The following is a 22,349-nucleotide window of genomic DNA, read 5'->3' as shown; positions in this document are numbered from 1 at the left end:
GAGAATTACATTCTCAATCCCAAAACGAAAACGTTAATACTGAATATCGCAACTTTTTCGTAATCCCCTAATGGCTGCCCCTTGCGTGGCAAGCTAATACTTGAAACAGTTCTATGGCAAGGATACCGAGATTATGCTATCTTTTCGACGTCAGTGCCATCGACATGACTACCCACCACTTCAGTCATAACAGCGATGATATAAAAGTGTTTTGCACTACTCTTCTTTAAAACACCTAATAAGTTAAGGAAGAAAATACACTAGAATTTCCTCCATGGCCACTCAGGCTCATTATATAATCGCAAACGTAAGATTCTCCATATCTCCTTAAAGCCCTCTTGAATATTTTCTGCGCTATGGCCCAAGGCCCGGAAACAATAAACCTGCTTACAAATTGCAGTTCCGGCAATCAAAATATTATAGCGTTCAGCCATATGTTCCAGAAAACCGTTTTCATCTTCCGTGTTTCGCTGCAGTAATTCAATCATCAGTTTTTGTAGATTAGGATCAATAGCCCAAAATGTGCCCATATGGGTATAGCCATGCATTACCCCAAGTGGACTATTCCAAGTTTGCAAATATGGCGGTACCTTTTGCGGCTCCAGCATAAACCGATCACTAAAAATCAATTCATGGTCAAGAAAAATATGGGTCTGCTGGTCAAGCAAATTATATTTAAACAGCTCTTGCCGGGCTGCTCGCCCAGGTGCAGTGATTTCCCAAAAAAATGCGGAAGCTTCACTTGATATTTGGAGATTCATACGACTGAATAAACAGGCTTCGGCAAAGGGTATGACCACTTCTGGCATATATTCAAGTCTTGCCCCTTGCTCAACGATCAAGGTTGTGAATTGCCTCGAAAGTATTCCTTGCGGTGAGCGGAAAACCTTGGTAGCCCCTTGACCGAAAACAACGGCCTGAGAATCCTGCTTTACCCGCACTAAAATACTATGCTGGTCCCCTTGCAGAAGACCAGCAGCCGGATTCATGATATAGAAAAAAACCGCTCCCTTGTCATTCGCATAGAGAGGGTTTGAAGCCCGTAGCGGCATTCTCTGCCGAAGAGAGCTGATAATACTCCTACCTTTTTCCTGTTGGACTTCAACTTGAAGAATACCGTGTTTTAACGGTGCAATCATTAGGTAATATCCTCCATGATCACGTTTTTCCGTATCCACAGTAAGACATTATCTAAACCTTCTTCAGTTTTCAGATTGGTAAACAAAAAGGGTCGTTTACCGCGCATGCGCAGTGAATCTTTGGCCATCACTTCTAAACTGGCTCCGACATAAGGGGCAAGATCCGTTTTATTGATGATCAAAAGATCCGAACGGGTAATACCAGGGCCACCTTTACGGGGTATTTTTTCGCCTTGGGCCACATCGATGATATAAATTGCAACATCGACTAATTCGGGGCTAAAGGTAGCCGCCAAATTATCCCCGCCACTTTCCACAAAAATAATGTTCAGATCCGGGAATCTTTCCTTAAGCGTATCAATCGCTTCCAGGTTCATAGAGGCATCTTCCCTTATGGCTGTATGGGGACATCCTCCCGTTTCGACTCCAATGATTCGATCCCGTGGCAAAATACCGTTACGACAAAGGAATTCAGCATCTTCCTTTGTAAAAATGTCATTGGTTATCACTGCAATACTATAATCTACTGCCAGATAGCGTGTTAGTTTTTCTACAAGAGCAGTTTTACCTGAACCGACAGGACCCCCTACCCCGATACGAATCGGCCACACAAAAAAACCTCCTTCAAGACATAAATATACGGGAATATAATCTTTCGTGAGCCATACCGGCCCAATCGAAGGCTGGTGCACTGCCACCCCAATCTTTTTCAGTGGCAGTGGTTGCCCATTGAATACAAGAGTTGAGCAAAGGTTGAAGAAGCGCGAGCACCTGCTGTCCACTCGTCTGTCCCAGCGGAATAGCCCGTACGCCATTCGCAATAAGAGACGCAATGGTCATATGTGCAAAGGCAACGAGCAGCAGGGGTAATTCAATTCTTGAGATCGCTCCATAGTGTCCCAAAATGATGGCATGGTGGCCCAAGGGGAATTTAACGTCTGAAATATAATGGACATCAATTTCAGAAAGTAATTGTCGAAGCCTTCTACCCATCTTAAGACTACCTTCACGGCTTTCAGACGGTAATTTCATGGCATTTAACCGTCTGTCCAGTAAATTAAGGTGCTTCAGATCTGATTGCTGTGCTGCATTCCAAGCGAGTTTTACCGCTAGTAGATCAGTAGGCCGCCAAGTGTAGTAGAGAAAGGTCTGCATAAACTGGGCTAATTCTTGCTTGGTTTTAATGTCACTGCGTTGAATAAACGTTTCTAGACCAAAAGATTGGGTAAAGCTACCCGAAGGAAAGGATGAATCTGCTAACTGCATTAATCGCAATCCTTTTTCCAAAGATGGTTGGTGAATCATGGTGCAAAAGCCCGATCTTCTTTAACCGGGGATAACCCTAGCTTAGATAAATGCTCTTGTAATACAGGATTATAGGGCGTAATCACAGACTCACTCTTCACCTCGATCGGGGCATGCATATTACCAATAGCATGTGCAGCTAACCCCATTTCCGTCATGTTCCTGACCGGAACGATCAAAACAGCCTCTTCTTTTACCCTTACGACAATTACGTGGTTTTCTTCCCGGTAAAGAATATCCCCAGGATGCAAATGTTCACTCTCCAGTTGTATCCCTATATCTCTGCCCACATCTGTTGTTTTACGAAGAATCCTTTTCTGAAGTTCATCCCAGGAAAGAAATACCTGTTCAATGGTTAAAGCCTCTTTTCCGCGATGCTGGTCGTGTTCCAAGTCAGTAAGTTTACCCACCACTTTAGTAACTATCATAGCTTACATACTCCTCATCAATATTTCGTCCAAACTTAAAACATAAAGTACCGCTGTGCCAGAGGCAGGACATCAGCCGGTTCGCAAGTAAGGTTCTCTCCATCTGCGGTGACTTGATAGGTTTCAGGATCGACAGAAATGTGCGGCGTAGCAGAGTTATGTTTCATATCAGCCTTACCAATTTGACGGCAATTTTTCACCGGAACAAGTTGTTTATCCAGTTTTAGTTCCTTAGCCAGCTTTTCCGAATCCGCTGCTTGGGATATAAAAGTTACGGAACAAGAAGCGATCGCTTTACCAAACGCAGCAAACATTGGCCGTTGGATAACCGGTTGTGGTGTGGGAATGGACGCATTGGCATCGCCCATAGCGGCATACATGATAAACCCGCCTTTGATCACCATTGCAGGTTTTACCCCGAAAAACTTCGGATTCCACAGGACGAGGTCCGCTAATTTACCCTTTTCAACCGAACCCACAACATGGCTGATTCCATGAGTGATCGCAGGATTAATGGTATATTTACTAATGTAGCGTTTAATTCGTTTATTATCACTAGCTATACTATCAGACTCCAATGAACCACGCTGAAGCTTCATCTTATGCGCTGTCTGCCAGGTTCTAATGATAACTTCGCCAACCCGCCCCATCGCTTGAGAGTCTGAAGACATCATGGAGATGACACCTAAATCATGTAAAATATCCTCAGCCGCAATCGTTTCAGGGCGGATACGGGAATCAGCAAAAGCGATATCCTCAGGGACTTGTTTATCAAGATGATGACAAACCATTAACATATCGAGATGTTCTTCGAGCGTGTTCACCGTAAACGGCCGGGTAGGATTGGTTGAGGATGGCAACACATTGGGCAAAGAGGCAACTTTAATAATGTCTGGGGCGTGGCCTCCTCCAGCTCCTTCGGTATGAAAAGTATGGATAGTACGCCCGGCAATTGCAGCAATTGTATCTTCGACAAAGCCGGCTTCATTTAGGGTATCCGTATGGATGGCGACCTGAATATCATATTCATCCGCAACTTTGAGGCAGCAGTCTATAGCGGCAGGCGTCGATCCCCAATCCTCATGAAGTTTAAGGCCCATTGCTCCGGCTTTAACTTGGGCTATCAGCGGTTCAGGACAAGAATTGTTCCCTTTTCCGAAAAAACCGATATTAACCGGAAACGCTTCAGCAGACTGCAGCATCCGGAATATATTCCATTCACCTGGGGTACAGGTTGTAGCATTTGTTCCAGCTGCTGGGCCGGTACCGCCTCCTAACATGGTTGTGATACCGGAAGCAATCGCTGTTTCAACTTGCTGCGGACTAATAAAGTGAATATGGCTATCAATTCCGCCTGCAGTCACGATATAGTTCTCTCCTGCAATCACCTCAGTGCCTGCCCCTATAGGAAGGTTAACCTCGGCCATCGTCTTGGGATTTCCTGTGTGGCCAAGGCCATAAATACGTCCTTCCTTAATACCTATGTCAGCCTTAATAATACCCCAATGGTCAATAATTACTGCATTGGTAATGACCAAATCCATAGCCTCATCCAGCGCCTGTGGGTCTTGCCCCATACCATCGCGAATGACCTTACCGCCACCAAATTTTGCTTCATCACCTGGTCTGGTAAGATCATCTTCCACTTCTAACCATAATTCTGTATCGGCTAATCGAATTTTATCGCCAGTGGTTGGCCCATACATATCAGCATGTTGACGGCGTGACATACTCAAAGTCACATTTGTTCCCCCTAACGTACTTATTTTATAAACCCTTGCTGTTTAGCTTGATCGATACTTTTCGTCTTGTCCATATAACCCGCAGTTAAGTTATTTGCTCCAAACCAAGGCCCCTCACCTGAAAATTGAACAAGCTTAACCGTGCGGCTTTCTCCAGGTTCGAAACGAACAGCGGTACCTGATGGAATGTTTAAACGCATGCCCCAAGCTAATGTTCGATCAAAGACTAAATACCTGTTCACTTCAAAAAAATGATAATGAGAGCCGACCTGGATGGGACGGTCACCCGTGTTTTCAACCGTTATTATTTCTGTATTCAGGCCTTGATTCGCATTGATTGCGCCTTCAGCCAATTTGACCTCTCCTGGTATCATTAACTTTTACCCCCTTGATCTGGTTTCCACTCCGTTCGGCGATAAGCATTACCTTTACGTTTGGCCTCACGGCGTAAGTTTCCACTGGAGACTCACGTCTCTGTCCCTGACTTCTTTTGTAGCGGTTAGCCATTGGATAAACGTATAGGATGATGTACTGTCACTAATTTAGTCCCATCAGGAAAGGTTCCCTCAACCTGAATTTCCTCAATCATTTCAGGGACTCCCTCCATAACTTGGTCACGCTTCAGGATCTTTGTCCCCATCTCCATGAGTTGGGCAACTGTAAACCCATCCCGGATTCGTTCCAGCAGTTCAGCAGTAATCAAGGACACTGCTTCTGGATAATTCAACTTCAATCCACGGTTTAAACGTTCACGGGCTACCTGTCCTGCTGTATAAATCAACAGTTTATCTTTTTCAGTCGGACTAAGATGCATCGTTTAACCTCCCGTTCCTTATAATGATTTAAATGGCCATCCGTTTCTGAATTTCCTCTTGATTTATATCCTTAGTGAAGCCTTTTGTCACAATCTGTCCTTTTTCCATCACGTAATAATAATCTGAAAAATCAACGACAAACTCCAAATATTGCTCAACAATCAGGATCGTTAAGTTCACTTCCTGCTTTAATTGTTTGATGACCCGGCTGATATCCTGGATCACGGACGGCTGTATCCCTTCGGTTGGTTCATCGAGGATAAGTAATTTGGGCTTAGACACTAGGGCCCGGGCAATAGCCAGTTGCTGCTGCTGCCCTCCGCTTAAGTCTCCCCCTTTTCTTTTAAGCATGGCCTTCAAAACCGGAAACAATTCATAGATCTTTTCATCGATACTTCCATTACCTCCGAATACCTCAAGGCCAAGTAAAAGGTTTTCATGGACGGTTAATTGAGGGAAGATATCCCTACCTTGCGGAACATAACTAATCCCTTGCCTAGCCCTAAAATAGGTGGGCTTCGTAATGATTTCCTTGCCGTTAAACGTAATACTTCCTTTAGGGGTACGAACCAATCCCATAATACTTTTTAAGAAAGTTGTCTTTCCTACCCCGTTTCGGCCGAGAATGCAGACAACTTGCCCTTCGGGTACACGCAAATTGATATTGTTTAGAATAATACTTTCTCCATAGTAGGCCTTAAGGTTTGTTACATCAAGCATCGCGTTCCCCACCCCGTCCAAGGTACACATCGATTACCTTTTGATTATTCTGAACGTCATATACACTGCCTTCATCCAATATTGCCCCTTCATGGAGGACCGTAACCTTACTTGCATAATCCCTTACAAATTCCATATCATGTTCGACAACGATAATGGTACAATTTTGAGCTATCTTCTTCAAAAGTTCCCCGGTCTTATCAGTTTCAGACCGGCCCATTCCGGCAACAGGTTCATCCAACAGCATGAGTTTAGGCTCTTGGGCGAGCAGCATACCGATTTCAAGCCATTGCTTTTCACCATGAGATAATGCTGTCGGAGTGTTAAAACGTTTATCATACAGACCAATCGTGACTAAGATATCTTCAATTCTCTCGTTCTGTTCCTTTTTCAGTTTATGAAACATGGAAGTATACAACGAACGATCCTTCACGACAGCAAGTTCCATGTTTTCGTAAACGGTCATGTTAGTAAATACGGAGGGTACCTGAAACTTCCTTCCTATTCCTATATTTACAATCTCATGCTCTGAATACCGGGTAACGTCTACAGTGCCAGAAAAGATAATTTGTCCTGACCGAGGCTTAACCCGCCCGCAAATAGCATCAAGCAAAGTTGTTTTTCCAGCACCGTTCGGTCCGATAAAAAAATGAATTTCGCCTTTCTCAATCCCGGTATTCACATTATTAACTGCCTTAAATCCATTAAAACTTACAGTTAGATTATCAATCTGCAATATCGAATCCATACCCCCACCGCCTTTCAAATTATCGACTAAAAAATAGCCTTTGTGCTGGTTTAATTTGTTGATTAAGCCGCTTTATCAGTACTCTTCCGCTGATTGTCGTTCAGTACTTGATTGCTAAATTTCGCTGCTATTTTCTTGACCAGTCCGACAATACCGTTGGGCATAAACAATACTACAAAAATAAAGGCTAACCCAATAAAGTAAGACCATATATCGGGGAAACTTTCACTGATGCCGCTTTTCAAGGCATTCACAAGTATCGCCCCAATCACAGCGCCTATCAATGTTCCGCGCCCACCAATTGCCACCCAAATAATCATTTCAATCGATGGCACTATACCCATTGCAGCCGGGGAAATAATACCGACCTGGGGCACAAAGATTGCTCCGGCAAGCCCTGCTAAGGCTGCAGATAGACAATAAACAAAAATCTTATAAGTTGTAGGATTATAACCCGAGAACCTGACTCGATTTTCTCCGTCCCGGATGGCGACAAGAATCCTACCTATTCTTCGTTTAACCAAAACGTTGCAAAAGGCATAGGTCAAAACGAGAAGGCCGATCGAGATATAATATAAAACGAGCTTTGTTGAGTCATTCGATAATGAAAAGCCCATGATGCTTTTATAGTTTGTCAGGCCGTTTGTTCCACCGGTATAGGCCTGTTGCCCTACAAACAGAACAACAAAAATCATGGATAGGGCTTGGGATAAGATGGAGAAATAGACTCCCCGGATACGATTCTTAAAGGTGAAAAACCCAATTAAGAACGCCAATACGGTTGGAATCAGGATTGCCATTGCGATTGCAAAAGCACTGTTGATAAAGGGTTTCCAAAACCACGGAAGGACTTCCCGCCCGCTCCAAGACATAAAATCCGGTAGTTTTCCGTGGGCAGCTTCTAACTTAAGGTACATTGCCATACAGTATGCTCCAAGTCCGAAAAACACACCGTGCCCAAGACTTAAAATCCCTGTAAATCCCCATATCAAATCTAATCCAATTGCCAAAATAGCATAGGCAATAAATTTTCCAAGTAAATTCACTCTAAATATGGATAGAAATAATGGAGCGAGTACTAAAATTAAGATGATTATTGAGAACACGAATTCTTCTTTTGATTTCTTACCTTTAAAAATAGTCAATATCATATCCCCCTTTCCGTAATAATTTATTTTATTCGTCTAAAGAACGGCTACTGATATTAAACAGTCCTTTGGGCCTCCATTGTAAGAATGAAATAATTAAGATAAAGACAAGGACCTTACCCAGCGATGTATTCGTGAAAAATTCAAGCGTAGTGTTCGCTGTCCCAATTAATAGTCCACCGGCAGCAGTTCCCATGAGCGTTCCTACTCCGCCAAGAACGACAACCATAAACGTATCGACAATATAATTAGTCCCTAAGGTGGACCCGATCGAACCGAGTAAGGTTAAAGCACACCCGGCAATTCCAGCAAACCCTGAGCCTATAGCAAAAGTATAAGCATCCACCCTTCGGGTATTTATCCCCATACTCTCTGCCATTTCCCGATTCTGCATGACCGCTCGAATTCGTCGTCCAGTTTTACTTTTATAAAGCAGTACAAACATACCAACGAGACAAGCAATAACTAAAGCGATAATAAACAGTCGCTTATAGGGTAATTGTAGCCCTTGGCGTATAACAAGTCCGCCCTCCAACCAACTTGGGCTTTTCACATCGACATTAGGCGCTCCAAATATATTTCTTGCAAGTTGCTGTAGCACTAAACTAACACCCCAAGTTGCCAGGATGCTATCCAATGGTCTATTGTAAAGGTGGCGTATCACTGTACCTTCTAGAATAAATCCTATAAGACCGGAAACAATAAACGAAGCTGGAATAGCAAAAATGAAGTATAGTCCAAAAAGGCTCTTATCCAAATGCGCCATGAATTGATTTTGAATGAGATAAGTTACATAGGCACCGATCATGATGAACTCACCGTGAGCCATATTGATGACTTTCATCAAACCAAAAGTAATAGCAAGTCCTAGAGCGGCTAATATAAGAATCGAGCTAACACTGATTCCATTAAATATTTGAAGGATATAGGTATTCATTCTTCCACTACCTTTTAAATAAAGTATTGGTTTAACGGTGCAGGTCAATAAACCTACACCGTTAAACCACAGTCCACTGAGTTTATCTACTAATTGCTGAGTCCCTTGGCCCAATCGTATGATTTTAGGTACGGATCCGGTTTTACTGCCTTGTCAGTGCTCCAGATCTCTTTAATCAAGCCATCTTCGGTTACCTCGCCAATTCTTACAGGTTTCCAAAGATGTTGATTTTCACCCTCAATTTTAACCAGACCTTCAGGTGCTTTAAATTCAATTCCTTTAGCAGCTTCCTTAACCTTGTTCACATCCGTTGTACCTGCTTTTTTAACAGCTGCTGCCCATAAGTACACTGCATCATAAGCCGCTTCGATCGGATCATCGGTTACACGGTCAGCACCATATTTTGCTTTGTATTTCTTAACGAATTCTTTATTCTCAGGTGTATCGGTGGTTTGATAGTAGTTCCATGATACCAGATGACCCTTCATGTTTTCGGCGCCAATACCGCGAACTTCTTCCTCAGCGACACTTACTGAAAGGGTTATCAGATCTTTGGAAGTTATTCCTGCATCCTTAAGCTGCTTGAAGAAGGCAACGTTACTGTCACCATTCAACGTGTTGAACACGACATCAGGCTTGGAGGCTTTGATCTTATTGATAATGGTACTATAGTCGGTATGTCCAAGGGGTGTGTACTCTTCGGCAATCACTTCGCCGCCTAGCGCTTTGACTTGAGCTTTAATAATCTTATTAGCGGTTCTTGGGAACACATAATCAGATCCTAGCAGGAAGAATTTCTTTCCTTTATTCTTAAATAACCACTCTACCGCCGGAACGATCTGCTGATTAGGAGCAGCCCCAGTGTAGAAAATATTGGGTGATGCTTCCATGCCTTCATATTGAACGGGGTACCAGAGTAAACCGTTGTTCTCTTCGAATACAGGCAGCATTGCCTTACGGCTAGCTGAAGTCCAGCCGCCAAATACGGTTGCTACCTTATCTTGTTGTAACAGTTTCTTGGCCTTTTCTGCAAAGGTAGGCCAGTCTGAAGCACCATCTTCGATAATTGGCTCGATTTTTTTCCCTAATACACCGCCAGATGCGTTGATCTCTTCAATGGCCATCATTTCTGCATCCTTGACCGATACTTCACTGATTGCCATCGTTCCACTTAATGAATGTAAGATACCGACTTTAATTGTATCTCCTGAACTCGTGGTTTCTGTTGGTTTGCCTGTCTGACTGGATGCACATCCGGTCACCAGTAATCCTGCAATAAGCGTTAATGAGATTGCTCCCGTTATTTGTTTTTTCATTTTTGATGTAAAAAAGTTTCTCATAAACTGCCACCCTCCTTGCTTTCATTTAGCAACAACCTAAGTGATTCTGCGATGGATTGTCCCATTTATTGAGGAATTAGCAAAACTATCTTAGAATCCTTGGTTATTAATCCGAAAATTTATGAATGAATTTCTAGGCCTTTCCGCAGGACATCACCTTCTTTAATTTGGATTTTCTCATAATTGCTTTTTTATAAAAAAAAGAGAGAAACACCTATCCTTTCAGATAAGGGCTCTCTCTATCACTATTACGCTCCAAACCCAGGTTTGGTGCCCACTCATATGAAGTGGCCTTGGCCACAAATTGCACTCGACTTTGAACTCTAAATCTCTAAAAAACTCTAAATCTCTTAATCTCTCAGTAAAAAATAAGCGCCATATAATTATCCAGGTAGACCCAGATAACTATATGGCGCCATTGCCATACTATAGTATCCCAACACATCAATATCTCTTCGTTGTTTGATGAAGTCATTATAGCGCAAACTTGAGAATCTGGCTAGTCGTTTTAGTGAATAACATTGTATACTTGACACCCCGTCAGTTCCTTATAGAGATTTCCTCACCTCTTGAGTAATCCTACACTATTTCCGCCAGTCATGTAACTGTTCTAATTGGATATCCCCTATTATAATGAGGCTTTCAGCTTCTGCAAGAGGAAAAAGCCAAATCGTCTAAAGTCTAAATATTATACAAAAAAGTAGGGACATCCCTACTTTTTGTTCATGTTAAATTTGAACTTAAAAGCTCTGATAGACAGCTTTACGCTGCTGATTCCGTGCAAAAACAGATAAGGCATAGTTTAAGACAAAATACGTTAAAGCAATCATTCCGAACAGGGTAAACACCTGCGCTGTTGATCCGAACTGCCCCATGATGATTAAACCTTTACCTGTCAATTCTTCCACTCCTACAGCCCAGACAAAAGAAGTATCCTTCAACACCGTAATAAACTGGGAAACGAGTGGGGGGATCATTTTACGTAATGCTTGAGGCAAGATAATATGAACCAGAGTCTGTACATACGAAAAACCTTGTGACTTAGCCGCTTCCCACTGCCCTCTATCGACAGATTTCAATCCGCCCCGCACGATTTCAGCAATAATAGCTGAGGTAAAAATTGTCATCGCAAGAATCCCTGAATTAATCGGCTTTAACGTCGTCGCAAAGCGCATCACTAAGATAAACAAAAGTAAGGGAATGTTACGCACGATCTCAATATAGACAGCGGGAATCTGAGAAAGGATTGTTTTTTGAGAATAACGAGCAATCCCCAGGATTGTTCCAAAAACATAACTCAGTATAATCGTCATGATAGCTAAGTAGAGAGTCGTAACTAGCCCTTGACCCAAAAAGCGGAAGACATACGGCTGAAATACCTCCTGCATTACATCGACACCTCCGTCTTACGCTCCAGATATCGAGCGAATTGGGCTAAGGGGAAGCATAACGCAAGATAAAGCAATCCCACCGTAACATAAGCTGGACCGTAATAAATGTTATCTGCAGACCAGGAATCTGCACGATACATGAGATCTCCACCAGCAACCATGGCTAAGACGGAGGTATTCTTGATCAAACTGACGGCTTGATTCGTCAGAGGGGGTAAAACGACCCGAGCCGCTTGAGGTAGAATGACATACCGCATCGCTTCCCAAAACGAGAACCCCTGAGATAAAGCGGCTTCCATCTGCCCACGATGAATTGACTGAATGCCAGCCCTCACCACTTCCGCAATATAGGCTCCGTGATAAATTCCTACACTTAATATCCCAACGGTTAAAACAGGAATCATGATTCCCAAATGGGGCAATCCGTTATAGATAAAGAACACCTGAATAACCAGAGGGGTATTTTGAATAAATTCGACGTAGACGCGGTTTACTGCCTTGAAAGGCTTATTATGCGTCGTTCCCAACACCCCAAACACGATGCCTAAAGCTAAAGCCAAGGCTAAGGCTAGCGCTAGGACGGATGCCAATATTGTATTTCCAAAACCCTCTGCAAAAACACGCCAATCTTGGAAGAGTGCTTGCCATTTAAACCAGGCAAATGGTCCAACCACTTTTACAGACCCCACTTCTTAATGAGTTTATCTAGCTCACCGGATTTTTTGAGTTCACCCACCGTATCATTCACTAATTTAGCGAGTCCGTCATTTCCTTTTTTGGTCGCAACACCATATTCTTGTGGGCTAAATATATCCGGTAACATGGCCGTTGAATCGTCTAAATAACCAAATAAAATCGAGCGGTCAACCGAGAAAGCATCTACCCGCCCGGAATCCAAAGCTGCCTTAATTTCCGGATAGGTCGCAAATTCTTGGAACGTAACTTTAATCCCTAATTTATCCGCTTCATCTTGGACCGCCTTTTTACTGGTTGCGCTCTGAGCTACCCCAATCTTCTTCCCGTTTAGATCTTTCAAACTTTGGTATCCGGGAGCTTTTTTAACGAGTAAACCTACACCGTCTGTATAGTAGGGATCGGTAAAATCATAGCTTTTTTTACGTTCTTCCGTAATCGTAAACGTCGAAATATCCATATCAACATTTCCATTGTCCAGTAGAGGGCCCCGGGTATAACTTTAACTACCAAACTTCCAACAAGCAGAGCGCTCACCATTAAAATCCCAAACTTTCTCATAAAAAATCCTCCTCCGTCTTTCTTTTTTTGCGTCGTTACGAACGCAGAATTCAACTCAGAAACTGTTTAGTCCGTTCATGGGTTGGGTTTGAAAAGAAATGTTCGGGGGTTCCTTGTTCTAAGATCTGTCCTTCATCCATAAACACCACGCGGTCAGCGACTTGCCGAGTAAATCCCATTTCATGAGTAACTACGACCATTGTGATTCCTTCATGAGCCAAGTCAACCATTACATCCAGAACTTCTTGAATCATTTCCGGATCCAAAGCAGAAGTTGGCTCATCAAAAAGCATAATTTTCGGGCGCATATTCAGCGCTCTGGCAATCGCGACCCGTTGTTGCTGCCCACCGGAAAGTTGAGCAGGATAGGCATTCGCTTTCTGCTTCAATACGACTCGATCCAAAAAGGCCAGCCCTGATTCCTCTGCCTCAGCCTTTGGAACTTTTTTAATTAAAATAGGAGCAAGGGTCAGATTTTCTAAAATCGTTTTATGAGGATAGAGATTAAATTGTTGAAAAACCATAGCCACGGATTGACGAACTTTAGCCACTTGAGCTTTGTGCGCCGTGATTTCTACGCCATCAACGGTTACTTTACCTGAACTCGGCTTTTCTAAGAGATTCATACAGCGGATAAGGGTACTCTTGCCTGAACCACTGGGGCCGATCACCACTAATTTTTCACACGATCCAACCTTAAGATTGATCCCCTTTAGAACATGCAACTCGAAGAAATGCTTATGCATTTCTTCGAGTTGTATCACTAGTCCATCCTCCTACTCTAGTTCGCTGGTGTAGCTTCTCACCTAAAATGACGGCATTACTGTCACCGCCAATGGCGGAACAATCATACTGACAATATGCCAAAGGCCGAAGAATTTCACCGTCAATCATTATCTCACGCGCCACATGCCAGCCAATGTTGAAAATGTGGATATGGATAGTCCCCACTATGCACATGCCAATCCATGTGTATAGTGGGGACAGTGTGGATATGCTAAATAACTATGCCTCGTTGCCGTTCGCTATCGGCTAAAACAGGGGTAGCAAGGTTTGCCTGACCCGAAGCTTATGGGATCTTCGTTCCACAGGCTGCGACGCTGGGGACACTTCCGGTGTCCTCGCCTTAACTGGTTTGGATTTAGACTTAACCCGTTCATGGATACTGCGACTCATGTCCAAGGGCCGGGCATCTGGCAGTCGGTTTTCTTCATGCCAAACTTGCATAACCTTGAGATCATAGGGGTCAAAGCGGATGGTAACCGCTTGACCATCCAGGGAATCCGCCACCTCGTAGGTATTGCCGAAGACGCTGACACAGCCGGTCTTATCTACTTTACGATCTTCTTCCCACAGAAATATTTCGTTTAGTTCAACCATCGGTACCTGGCGCATGGTCCGCTTCAGGCCCGCCGCCCTCTCCCGGGGAGACTGGCCGGTGCTGCCGTGTTTGCGTAAGTGGTAATACCCATCCAGCCAGGCAGTAAAGGCCTCATTCAACTGTTTTAACGTCGTGAGGCTGCCGTTTTCAATTTGCACATGGGCTTCAGGCCGAAAACTTGTGTCGACAAACCTAAATAACGTTCAATTTTGCCTCGGTTATGTGAAGTTTCACATAACCGAGGCCTTGTGGGCGGTATGGTCGGGAATGAGAGAGGCGAATTTTTAATCTTGCACAGATCCGAACGAGGTGATGGGAAGAAAAAACGCTGCCATTATCACAGTAAAACTGCTCGGGCACCCCGTGCCGTAATATGGCTTTCTTAAGCGCATCCTCTAAGCGCGGTAGCTTCTCATCCCAATAGAACTCGCCGTGCACAATCAGGCGGGAGTAATCGTCGATGATGGCAAACAGCATCGCTAGGCTGGCGGGCCGATGATGTTTCCTCTTTCTCATTTATCCTTTCTTCTTAATTGGCATGTGCTTATGTTAGTCCACATGTCAATCATTATCTACTATCACCGACATATTGGGCAAGAAAAAAGCGCTCCTTTCTCGCTGCCCCGAGTACGGTTGGCTTGCCCCGATGAAGCCACTCCACAATCATCCAGGACAAGGCGGCTGCCGCAGCCGAGGTGTTGGTTGTGACAAGCACTACACCCGCTAAGCCATTGGCACCTAATGCACTTCCCGCATTAAGGCCGAACCAACCGAACCACAGTAATCCTGCCCCTAATACCGTCATGGGGATCTGATGGGGGGCCATCGGTTCTTTCCCAAACCCTTTGCGTTTACCCAGCACCAGCGCGGCTACTAAGCCGGAAACCCCGGAACTAATATGCACGACCGTTCCGCCTGCAAAATCAAGCGCCCCCATGGTGCGTAAAAATCCGCCGACACCCCAAACCCAGTGAGCCAAGGGAGCATAGACAGCTGTCATCCACAATAAAACAAAGGCGAGAAAAGCAGGAAACCTCATGCGTTCGGCAATCGAGCCGGTAAGCAAGGCCGGTGTGATTATCGCAAACATCAATTGAAAAGCCATAAAGACTAAAGCCGGAATGGTTGCCGCGTAATCCGGATTGGGATCTATGCCAACCCCGGCAAGTCCAAGCCAGTTCAGGCCTCCGATCAGACCGGCATGATCCGGACCAAAGGCTAAGCTGTACCCGATCAATATCCACTGAATTGAAGCCACAGCCATGATGATGAAACTATGCATAATCGTACTGAGTACATTCTTTTTCCGTACCATTCCCCCATAGAAAAGTACTAATCCCGGAGTCATCAAAAACACTAAGGCTGCTGAAAAGATGATAAAACTGGTATCGCCGGTATCGATAGCCGGGGTATCTGCCGCCATTACCGTTGCGGGAAGGGCTAACATGCTTATAAGTGCAATAATTAAGAACCATAATCTCTTCATAGTTTTTTCCTCCTGTCTAATCAAATTTTCAAGTAAAGGTTAACAGACATAAATTTTTCTTTAATCCCCCCTCGTAGCATCGGCAACAAAAAATACCCGTCTATCAGCTACCTACCGGCATTGGGTTAAACGTATGGGCAAAAAGAAAGCATTAATTGCTCTAGGTCATCTAATTTTACGGATTGCCTATAAGATATTGCTCACTCGAAAACCCTATCAGGAATTTGGCCCAGAATACTTGGTCAACCGAGAGAAAGAACGGGAACAGCGTATAATTCGTTCACTTCAGTTGAAAGGATATCAAGTCTCAAAGATTTCTGAACTATAGTCAAATCGATATCACCTAGGGTAATAACATTACCGGGCATCCTATTGCCCATTTTTGAATAGGTACAATAGAACGCCCGGTAAATAGAGCTTACTTCAATACATTTTCGTAAGAAAAGAAGAGAGAACCCCTACGTTGCTTGAATAAGGGCTCTCTCTTTAACACTAATACACTCCAAATCCACCGGATTTGGCACCCGTAAAATATGTTATGGTCTTAGCCATAAGTTTGTACAAAACGACTAAATCCCTCTGTTACTCTCTAAAGGAATGCTTGACTTGTGCAAAGCCTCAGGCGCAAGCGCAAGCTTTAGCTACAAATGCATATACCCAAGACCTACCCGGCAATGTTCTGACAGTGCGTGCAAAGACGCGCGTCCAAACATAGCGATGGCAATCCACTTCCTGTCTGTGATCATCCCGATCTTGAGCGCAAAACTGGCATTGCTGTTGGTATGAATAAAGATACCATTGCTGGCTTCCAAAGCCGCATGAACCACCGCATGAATTTCTCTGGCATCTTTTTTGATCACACCTGTATTAATAGCTGCAGCTATGATGGAGTGAGTCAGTTTGCCTGTCGGTTGCAGCGTTGCCACCGTGCCTCCAATTTCCGTAACCGCACAATACAAGCTTTGAGAAATTAATAACTGTTTTAACTCTTCCTCTTTTTCCCTACTATCTGTTAAAGCTAAGGCAAGGGCAGTACGTTCCAATGAAGGTTTATCACCGTTACCTAGAATCTCTTGCATACAAGCCCTCCCCCCCCTCAAAAAAATAAAGTGCCGTCAATGACCTGAGAGTCCAGATCATTGCACGGCACCGTTGCCTCTTTTCGATAAAGTTATTATACTCCGCTCTACGGAGAAACGCCAGTAGTATTTGTCAAGAACATTGTATACTTCTAGTGCGATTAATTCAGGAAAACACTGTTTTAAGGATAACCGTAAGCATTTCTGCTAACGCCCAAAGATAATCAACGAGGTTCCGATGATCATTAACACTGTATCCATAACAAGAACTTTAGTGATCTTCCCTTCGACATCTAACAGCAGCGGGCTTATAGCAATCGCAAACCATACTCTCGTGTTGTAGAGAACGTTCACAATCACTATCGGGGACCGTGCTAAAGCTGAATTTAAGAAAATTATCGCCAATCCGCCAGTTAGACCGGAAGCACAAAAATTAAGCACCGTTCGTCGGTTAAACTTTCTGATCTCATGCTTCCCAACATCGATACAAGCGTGACGGTCTCCCCTAACAAGAGTACGCTAAATAGGAAAGCGACCAAAGTCTGACTTAAAGATAACGAAATCGACCTAGCTGCGCCTATCCTTCGCACAGCCTGGTAATTCAGAGTCCGGCCCAGCACGTTACCCATGAGGCCGCCACCGACCGCATACAACACACCTTCCAAATTCAAAGTATGAAGCCCCTCAAGCTGAGAGGTAAGCACCAGGAAAAACGCAAACAGCAAGTTGTTAAAGAACAAATTAATAGTAACCCCAGCGGAGGCTGAGGCTTTCCTCATTCCCCGCTGGGCTATCCCTGGCCTGTTTATCTTCGTTGCTTAGAGCCAGACGGGAAAGTCCCCCCTGCTCTGTTGCACCGAAACGCGCTAAAGAGTTAAAACGATCCTGCATTCTAGCTAGATTAATTTTCATGGTTGCTCCTCCTCACCTAATTGCTCAGGTAACAATTGCAAAATTCCAGGGAATTTATACTGAAGCAAACATTACTGCTTGGCTCTCACTGCTATCGCACTAGGTCCCACTTCCAATCCAGGAACTCCGCTTTTGCGTCCAGCATGGCTAAGCTGGATTCCCGCATTAGCTCCAAACTGATGAATCACATCCACAATTCTCTTAAGGCCTGGAATAAATTTGTCATCCCAAATTCCTAAACAAGCTTCAGTAATACGCCCATTGAATTGGACACCTGTAGCTTCCACTATTATCAGACCAACACCGCCTACAGCGCGGGTGGCATAGTGAACCCTGTAGCTACCTGAAGAAATATTAATAATTCTCCCGCCCTTAGACGTTTTGACCATCTCTTTGCCAGCTGCTTGGCACATTAAAAATGCTCCCTTTAGATTAACGTCAATTACACGGTCCCATTCCTCCTCGCTCATCTCTAATAGGAGAGAATTTGGATAGATGCCAGCATTGTTAACAATAATATCTAGGCTGTTAAACCTTTCTATAAATGAGTATATCATGGGATTCTACTTGAGTTTGGAGGTAATATCAGCTGAATAAATATTCGCACGCTCTTGTAAATCTCCAAGCTCTACCCAAACCTTTTCTAACTGAAGCTGGTCTAAATCATTAAGCATAACGCACGCATCATCTTGCAGAAAGCTTTTGGCAATCGCCAGTCCGATTCCCCTACTAGCTCCAGTTACCAAAACGATTTTTCCGGAAAACATAACTTCACCTCCGTGCTTTAATTAAGATTATGTTTAGATTATCGCCGATAACAACGGGAGAACTGTTTGGATTAATAAAGAAAGTACAAAAAGATTGGGCAAACCTATGTCCGAAATTATAGGTCGTAACGTTAGGGATTTAGAAGAGGAAAAGCTTTAGCACCCTTCCGGTATACGTATGGTTTTGGAAACGGTCCAACCAACTAGCGTTGTTCAATCTATAGACACTGGAAGTAAGTTTTTAGTTACGTCCAATATCCTGTATGATGCGCGTGGAGATACTTATGCGTAGGTTCATAAGATATGGAATCAGCCCCCAATCGTAGTAGGACTTTTGGTACAAAAAGTCCCACGCATTCACTCAGATTGGATATTCCGGTATCTCAGACCTAATATACGACTTTTCGCACCGATTTCTTTGACTAATATTCTGACAATTCGTACAATGTAAGGAAAGACACGGATTATGGAGGTTGGTAGGATGGTGCATAAGAAAACTATTATCGCTGCAGCCATTGCAGAGATCCGTGGTAACAAGACTGATAAAGAATTTGCCGAAGCCTTGGGGGAATTCACACAAGGAGAACTTCACCCAAGCCCCACAACTATTCAGAAATATCGTACCGGCCAGCGCCAGCCAAGTTATGCTGATTTTAGCCGCATTCTTGATTACGGGCGTAAAAACGATTTGATCTCCCCTATTACCGGACAAAGACTAGCTGACTTCTTTCATTTAACCGAATTACGTGGGGATTTTGTAAAACTGCAGCAAGAGCTGTTTGTTCTACAGGCCCAATTAGCTGAAAGTCAGGAACAAGCCGTTAGTAGCGAGGATAAATATCTTGAAGACAGCCTGCCAAAGAATAATATCTCTGGCAACAGCGCAACCCTAGGCAAAGACAATCCTTCCGCGCATGCTCCTGCGTCCAAATCCAAGCTATGTAAGCAGTTGGGAGACGTTTTGAATATCCCGATTTTGGTTGAGATCCCCTTTACCTATCCACATAAAATTGATGAAAACTGTGAAGGGTATGTCACAATGCCCCGGAGCATGCTCTCAGGCTCTGATTATTTCTTCCTCAAGATTTTTGGGGATGCCATGAACAATGCGGGGATTAATGATGGTGACTTAGTCTTGGTTCGCAGAACTGAAAGCGCAGAAGACGGTCAAACAGTAATCGCCCGTCTTAACGGTGTAGAACTATGCAAAAAATACTTCCGCACCGGCGTTGGGATTATTCTTCTACCTGCTGATCACAACTTTGAGCCTGTCCAGTCCGGCAATTTTCAGCTGATAGGGGTTGTGGAGAAAGTAACGCGAAACCTATAAGCCAAGCATAACCCATCACGCTCCTGTCTCCCTCATCGCGCCCTCTAGCTCCCCCCTCCCGTAGTTTCCCCCTCGCCAGCACTCCTGTTGCACCTCCTCCCGTACTTTTCATCCTTGGGAACATGGCTAACCCATATTGTCTGGTTCTCGCCTTGCTGCTATAATTATTATAATTATAGGACAAGCTCAGCGGTAAAATCTGAAAGGAGATTATAAGATGCTTGAGTACTTCAAACAATTGGTCCCTTTGCTCGATCAAGCCACCTTTGGCAAGGGCTCCATTGGCCTGTATGACCGCGAACAATACCTGGTCGTGACACAAGGCAGCAAACTTCAGATACCCCTAAAAGCAGGCGACCCGATAGCCCCTGGCACCAGCTCTTATAATGTAATTCGTTCGGGCAAACCTTATGTGGCAGAAGTCAGTGCGGAAGCCTTAGGAATTCCTTATTTTGCTGCTGCTTATCCGATTGTGGTTGACGGCGAGATAATTGGCGGCTTGGTTGCCGCCGTGCCTACGGAAATGAAACATATAAGCGAAGAACTCCTAAATACCGCCACTTCCCTATCCGCTGCCATGCAGCAAATCTCAGCTTCGGTAGAAGAAATCGCCTCCTCATCTCAGTTCCTAGCCGGAGCCGGGCAAACACTCTCTGCTTCTTCCCAGAATGTTAAGCAAAAGGCTGAGGAAACAGAAAAAGTTGTACATTACATAGATTCCGTTGCTACCAACACCAAGTTGTTAGGGCTCAACGCTTCCATCGAAGCAGCCCGGGCCGGCGAAGTAGGACGCGGCTTTGGTGTTGTCGCCAATGAGATTCAGAAAATGGCCGTCTCCAGTGCGGATTCTGCTAAGGAAATACGCACTATCGTTCAGGGAATTCGCGACTTAATTGGGGGCATGGTAACTAATCTCGATCAGTTAAGCAGTAATACCAGCGATGTGTCGGCAGCAATTCAGGAAATCGGCTCTTCCCTTTCATCTTTGATAGAAACAACCGAACACCTTAAAGAGCTTGCCACTAAGCTTTAATACTCGTTTCTCCTAGAGTAGCACCTTATAGATAACGCTCATGCCGGGCGCACCATTCAAACGGACCGTCTTAGAAGATGGCCCGTTTTTTTACTCATCTTTCGACCTTGCCCATCTCTCACTTTAGAATATATCCCCCTGATTGCGCTCCCTACCCTATCCAAGTTATCCTGCAAATGTCGGAGCACTGGGTATACTCCGGTAGGAATACTTCCTTGACACGCCAAATCCAGGACATCGTTCGAACCTATGGTAATCGCTTTTCAACTTAAATCCAGGCCCATCTACTATCACATAGTAAAACCCTGGTAGTATTCAGCCGCTCTTAAAATGGCATAATATAGCAAGCTGCAAAATTCAACATAAAGGAAGAGTTTAATGGCTGTACCATCAATAAACATTGAAGTTTCCCCCGGTAAGTCCCTGGTCGAAGTGGTTGACATAACCCTGGTAGAACGAAAACTCGAAGAAATTGCGAACAATGCCCAGGGAGTAATCCAAGACTCCTGCGTCAACTTAATCAGCGCAGGGGGTAAGAGAGTGCGGCCGATGCTGACCCTCTTAAGTGCAATGTGTTTCAGCACAATTAAAAGTGAAACAATCCTGGCGGCAGTTGCAGCTGAATTGATCCACATGGCTTCCCTTATTCATGATGATATTATCGACAACTCAGCCAGCCGCAGGGGTAAACCCACAGTACATGCCCTCCATGGCAATAAAATCGCTGTGCTCACAGGAGATTACCTGTTTGCGGAGGCTTTCCGGATCTTATCATCCGCGCAGTTGCAAGCAAGTATGGGCTATTTGGTCACAGCTATTAAAGAGATGTGTGATGGGGAAGTAAATCAAGCTGCCGATTTATTTGTTTATACATTGGACCAGGATCAATATTTTAGCCGCATTGCCCAAAAAACCGGAATCCTACTCTCGGCCTGCTGCCAATCCGGTGCCGCCGTGGCAGGCGCTAACAAGGAACAAATCGATCTCCTCGGGGCCTATGGCCTTTACCTGGGTCAGGCTTATCAAATTATGGACGATATTATGGACTTTTACGGAAATCCCGCTGACCTGGGTAAACCGGTCGGACAGGACTTCCTTAGCGGTAATATCACCCTGCCTGCCATCTTCTTGCTCCAGAACCCTCTGTACCAAGAATGGGTACAAGAGTTAATTACTAAGAAAAAGATTAATAAAACTACCCTTAAAACCTTGCGCGAAGCACTTATAAAATCAGGCAGTATTGATGCGGCTTATGCTGTAGCGGCCGAGTCAATCATCAAGGCGCAGGAATCATTAGCCGAACTCCCGGACGGGCAAGCAAAAAAAGCCCTGCTGTGGTTGGCAGAGCGGGTAATTCAGACTAATAAGCTAAAATAGGATAGGATCTGCGAGAG

23 protein-coding genes and 3 pseudogenes are annotated in these 22,349 nt (G+C 44.3%); 3 read left to right on the top strand and 23 right to left on the bottom strand.

Annotated features, from left to right (window positions below; translation table 11 throughout):
- Nucleotides 1-260: 260 nt before the first annotated feature.
- The 23 genes and pseudogenes from ACYQ2N_RS19315 to ACYQ2N_RS19205 form a co-directional block, all read right to left on the bottom strand.
- On the bottom strand, nucleotides 261-1,139 hold the full coding sequence (locus ACYQ2N_RS19315) for an urease accessory protein UreD (protein WP_460001048.1): 879 nt from the start codon (nucleotides 1,137-1,139) through the stop codon (nucleotides 261-263).
- Nucleotides 1,139-1,750, bottom strand: coding sequence for an urease accessory protein UreG (ureG, locus tag ACYQ2N_RS19310; RefSeq protein WP_460001047.1), 612 nt, complete (start codon nucleotides 1,748-1,750; stop codon nucleotides 1,139-1,141). The genes ACYQ2N_RS19315 and ureG overlap by 1 nt, the downstream gene beginning before the upstream one ends.
- Before the next feature lie 13 nt (nucleotides 1,751-1,763).
- Nucleotides 1,764-2,405, bottom strand: a complete 642-nt coding sequence (locus tag ACYQ2N_RS19305) for an urease accessory protein UreF (RefSeq protein ID WP_460001046.1) — start codon at nucleotides 2,403-2,405, stop codon at nucleotides 1,764-1,766.
- A 35-nt stretch (nucleotides 2,406-2,440) separates the two neighbouring features.
- Nucleotides 2,441-2,872: an urease accessory protein UreE gene (locus ACYQ2N_RS19300; RefSeq protein ID WP_460001045.1), complete on the bottom strand. Its 432-nt coding sequence runs from the start codon at nucleotides 2,870-2,872 to the stop codon at nucleotides 2,441-2,443.
- Nucleotides 2,873-2,907: 35 nt separating this feature from the next.
- A complete protein-coding gene (gene ureC, locus ACYQ2N_RS19295; protein ID WP_460001044.1) occupies nucleotides 2,908-4,614 on the bottom strand; it encodes an urease subunit alpha in 1,707 nt (568 codons plus the stop codon).
- A 20-nt stretch (nucleotides 4,615-4,634) separates the two neighbouring features.
- Nucleotides 4,635-4,988 (bottom strand): urease subunit beta, encoded by a 354-nt coding sequence (locus ACYQ2N_RS19290; protein ID WP_460001043.1) that lies wholly within the window; start codon nucleotides 4,986-4,988, stop codon nucleotides 4,635-4,637.
- A 125-nt stretch (nucleotides 4,989-5,113) separates the two neighbouring features.
- Nucleotides 5,114-5,428 carry an urease subunit gamma gene (locus ACYQ2N_RS19285; RefSeq protein WP_460001042.1) on the bottom strand — a complete coding sequence of 105 codons (315 nt, stop codon included), beginning with the start codon at nucleotides 5,426-5,428 and terminating at the stop codon, nucleotides 5,114-5,116.
- Nucleotides 5,429-5,456: 28 nt separating this feature from the next.
- Nucleotides 5,457-6,149 (bottom strand): urea ABC transporter ATP-binding subunit UrtE, encoded by a 693-nt coding sequence (urtE, locus tag ACYQ2N_RS19280; protein WP_460001041.1) that lies wholly within the window; start codon nucleotides 6,147-6,149, stop codon nucleotides 5,457-5,459.
- A complete protein-coding gene (gene urtD, locus ACYQ2N_RS19275) occupies nucleotides 6,142-6,897 on the bottom strand; it encodes an urea ABC transporter ATP-binding protein UrtD (protein WP_460001040.1) in 756 nt (251 codons plus the stop codon). Before urtD ends, urtE begins: the two co-directional genes overlap by 8 nt.
- 62 nt (nucleotides 6,898-6,959) lie before the next feature.
- Nucleotides 6,960-8,042, bottom strand: coding sequence for an urea ABC transporter permease subunit UrtC (gene urtC / locus ACYQ2N_RS19270; protein ID WP_460001039.1), 1,083 nt, complete (start codon nucleotides 8,040-8,042; stop codon nucleotides 6,960-6,962).
- A gap of 31 nt (nucleotides 8,043-8,073) precedes the next feature.
- A complete protein-coding gene (gene urtB, locus ACYQ2N_RS19265; RefSeq protein WP_460001038.1) occupies nucleotides 8,074-8,982 on the bottom strand; it encodes an urea ABC transporter permease subunit UrtB in 909 nt (302 codons plus the stop codon).
- Between the two features lie 89 nt (nucleotides 8,983-9,071).
- On the bottom strand, nucleotides 9,072-10,298 hold the full coding sequence (gene urtA, locus ACYQ2N_RS19260; protein WP_460001759.1) for an urea ABC transporter substrate-binding protein: 1,227 nt from the start codon (nucleotides 10,296-10,298) through the stop codon (nucleotides 9,072-9,074).
- A gap of 764 nt (nucleotides 10,299-11,062) precedes the next feature.
- Nucleotides 11,063-11,710 carry an amino acid ABC transporter permease gene (locus ACYQ2N_RS19255; RefSeq protein WP_460001036.1) on the bottom strand — a complete coding sequence of 216 codons (648 nt, stop codon included), beginning with the start codon at nucleotides 11,708-11,710 and terminating at the stop codon, nucleotides 11,063-11,065.
- Nucleotides 11,710-12,387 (bottom strand): amino acid ABC transporter permease, encoded by a 678-nt coding sequence (locus ACYQ2N_RS19250; protein ID WP_460001035.1) that lies wholly within the window; start codon nucleotides 12,385-12,387, stop codon nucleotides 11,710-11,712. Before ACYQ2N_RS19250 ends, ACYQ2N_RS19255 begins: the two co-directional genes overlap by 1 nt.
- 2 nt (nucleotides 12,388-12,389) lie before the next feature.
- A pseudogene (locus ACYQ2N_RS19245) lies at nucleotides 12,390-12,902 on the bottom strand (transporter substrate-binding domain-containing protein); the annotation flags it as partial.
- Nucleotides 12,903-13,017: 115 nt separating this feature from the next.
- Nucleotides 13,018-13,731 carry an amino acid ABC transporter ATP-binding protein gene (locus tag ACYQ2N_RS19240; protein WP_460001034.1) on the bottom strand — a complete coding sequence of 238 codons (714 nt, stop codon included), beginning with the start codon at nucleotides 13,729-13,731 and terminating at the stop codon, nucleotides 13,018-13,020.
- Between the two features lie 268 nt (nucleotides 13,732-13,999).
- Nucleotides 14,000-14,506: a Mu transposase C-terminal domain-containing protein gene (locus ACYQ2N_RS19235; protein ID WP_460001033.1), complete on the bottom strand. Its 507-nt coding sequence runs from the start codon at nucleotides 14,504-14,506 to the stop codon at nucleotides 14,000-14,002.
- A gap of 34 nt (nucleotides 14,507-14,540) precedes the next feature.
- A complete protein-coding gene (locus ACYQ2N_RS19230) occupies nucleotides 14,541-14,864 on the bottom strand; it encodes a DDE-type integrase/transposase/recombinase (RefSeq protein ID WP_460001032.1) in 324 nt (107 codons plus the stop codon).
- 100 nt (nucleotides 14,865-14,964) lie between these two features.
- A pseudogene (locus tag ACYQ2N_RS19225) lies at nucleotides 14,965-15,834 on the bottom strand (ammonium transporter); the annotation flags it as partial.
- Nucleotides 15,835-16,475: 641 nt separating this feature from the next.
- Entirely contained in the window at nucleotides 16,476-16,913 is a 438-nt protein-coding gene (locus ACYQ2N_RS19220; protein WP_460001031.1) for a HutP family protein, read from the bottom strand.
- Nucleotides 16,914-17,326: 413 nt separating this feature from the next.
- A complete protein-coding gene (locus ACYQ2N_RS19215; RefSeq protein WP_460001030.1) occupies nucleotides 17,327-17,692 on the bottom strand; it encodes an EamA family transporter in 366 nt (121 codons plus the stop codon).
- The gene (locus ACYQ2N_RS19210; RefSeq protein ID WP_460001029.1) at nucleotides 17,655-17,825 is read right to left on the bottom strand and encodes a hypothetical protein; all 171 of its coding nucleotides are present in this window, start codon (nucleotides 17,823-17,825) and stop codon (nucleotides 17,655-17,657) included. The genes ACYQ2N_RS19215 and ACYQ2N_RS19210 overlap by 38 nt, the downstream gene beginning before the upstream one ends.
- A gap of 71 nt (nucleotides 17,826-17,896) precedes the next feature.
- Nucleotides 17,897-18,592 (bottom strand): annotated as a pseudogene (locus ACYQ2N_RS19205) (SDR family NAD(P)-dependent oxidoreductase).
- Nucleotides 18,593-19,073: 481 nt separating this feature from the next.
- On the opposite strand from ACYQ2N_RS19205, the gene ACYQ2N_RS19200 reads away from it, so the two are divergent.
- The 3 genes from ACYQ2N_RS19200 (at nucleotide 19,074) to ACYQ2N_RS19190 (ending at nucleotide 22,332) form a co-directional block, all read left to right on the top strand.
- A complete protein-coding gene (locus tag ACYQ2N_RS19200) occupies nucleotides 19,074-19,922 on the top strand; it encodes a LexA family protein (protein WP_460001028.1) in 849 nt (282 codons plus the stop codon).
- 217 nt (nucleotides 19,923-20,139) lie between these two features.
- Entirely contained in the window at nucleotides 20,140-20,955 is an 816-nt protein-coding gene (locus ACYQ2N_RS19195) for a methyl-accepting chemotaxis protein (protein ID WP_460001027.1), read from the top strand.
- 378 nt (nucleotides 20,956-21,333) lie between these two features.
- Nucleotides 21,334-22,332, top strand: a complete 999-nt coding sequence (locus tag ACYQ2N_RS19190; RefSeq protein WP_460001026.1) for a polyprenyl synthetase family protein — start codon at nucleotides 21,334-21,336, stop codon at nucleotides 22,330-22,332.
- Nucleotides 22,333-22,349 lie beyond the last annotated feature (17 nt).

The sequence above is a fragment of the Paradesulfitobacterium aromaticivorans genome, from assembly GCF_054657415.1.
Note: the sequence above shows the minus strand (reverse complement) of the source record. Positions and strands in the feature narration are given on the sequence as shown.

Coding starts and splice junctions, on each gene's coding strand:
- ACYQ2N_RS19315 (WP_460001048.1), bottom strand. CDS start 1,139: ATGATTGCACCGTTAAAACACGGTATTCTTCAAGTTGAAGTCCAACAG.
- ACYQ2N_RS19305 (WP_460001046.1), bottom strand. CDS start 2,405: ATGCAGTTAGCAGATTCATCCTTTCCTTCGGGTAGCTTTACCCAATCT.
- ACYQ2N_RS19300 (WP_460001045.1), bottom strand. CDS start 2,872: ATGATAGTTACTAAAGTGGTGGGTAAACTTACTGACTTGGAACACGAC.
- ACYQ2N_RS19290 (WP_460001043.1), bottom strand. CDS start 4,988: ATGATACCAGGAGAGGTCAAATTGGCTGAAGGCGCAATCAATGCGAAT.
- ACYQ2N_RS19285 (WP_460001042.1), bottom strand. CDS start 5,428: ATGCATCTTAGTCCGACTGAAAAAGATAAACTGTTGATTTATACAGCA.
- urtE (WP_460001041.1), bottom strand. CDS start 6,149: ATGCTTGATGTAACAAACCTTAAGGCCTACTATGGAGAAAGTATTATT.
- urtD (WP_460001040.1), bottom strand. CDS start 6,897: ATGGATTCGATATTGCAGATTGATAATCTAACTGTAAGTTTTAATGGA.
- urtB (WP_460001038.1), bottom strand. CDS start 8,982: ATGAATACCTATATCCTTCAAATATTTAATGGAATCAGTGTTAGCTCG.
- urtA (WP_460001759.1), bottom strand. CDS start 10,298: ATGAAAAAACAAATAACGGGAGCAATCTCATTAACGCTTATTGCAGGA.
- ACYQ2N_RS19255 (WP_460001036.1), bottom strand. CDS start 11,710: ATGCAGGAGGTATTTCAGCCGTATGTCTTCCGCTTTTTGGGTCAAGGG.
- ACYQ2N_RS19230 (WP_460001032.1), bottom strand. CDS start 14,864: ATGAGAAAGAGGAAACATCATCGGCCCGCCAGCCTAGCGATGCTGTTT.
- ACYQ2N_RS19220 (WP_460001031.1), bottom strand. CDS start 16,913: ATGCAAGAGATTCTAGGTAACGGTGATAAACCTTCATTGGAACGTACT.
- ACYQ2N_RS19215 (WP_460001030.1), bottom strand. CDS start 17,692: ATGAGGAAAGCCTCAGCCTCCGCTGGGGTTACTATTAATTTGTTCTTT.
- ACYQ2N_RS19210 (WP_460001029.1), bottom strand. CDS start 17,825: ATGAAAATTAATCTAGCTAGAATGCAGGATCGTTTTAACTCTTTAGCG.
- ACYQ2N_RS19200 (WP_460001028.1), top strand. CDS start 19,074: ATGGTGCATAAGAAAACTATTATCGCTGCAGCCATTGCAGAGATCCGT.
- ACYQ2N_RS19195 (WP_460001027.1), top strand. CDS start 20,140: ATGCTTGAGTACTTCAAACAATTGGTCCCTTTGCTCGATCAAGCCACC.
- ACYQ2N_RS19190 (WP_460001026.1), top strand. CDS start 21,334: ATGGCTGTACCATCAATAAACATTGAAGTTTCCCCCGGTAAGTCCCTG.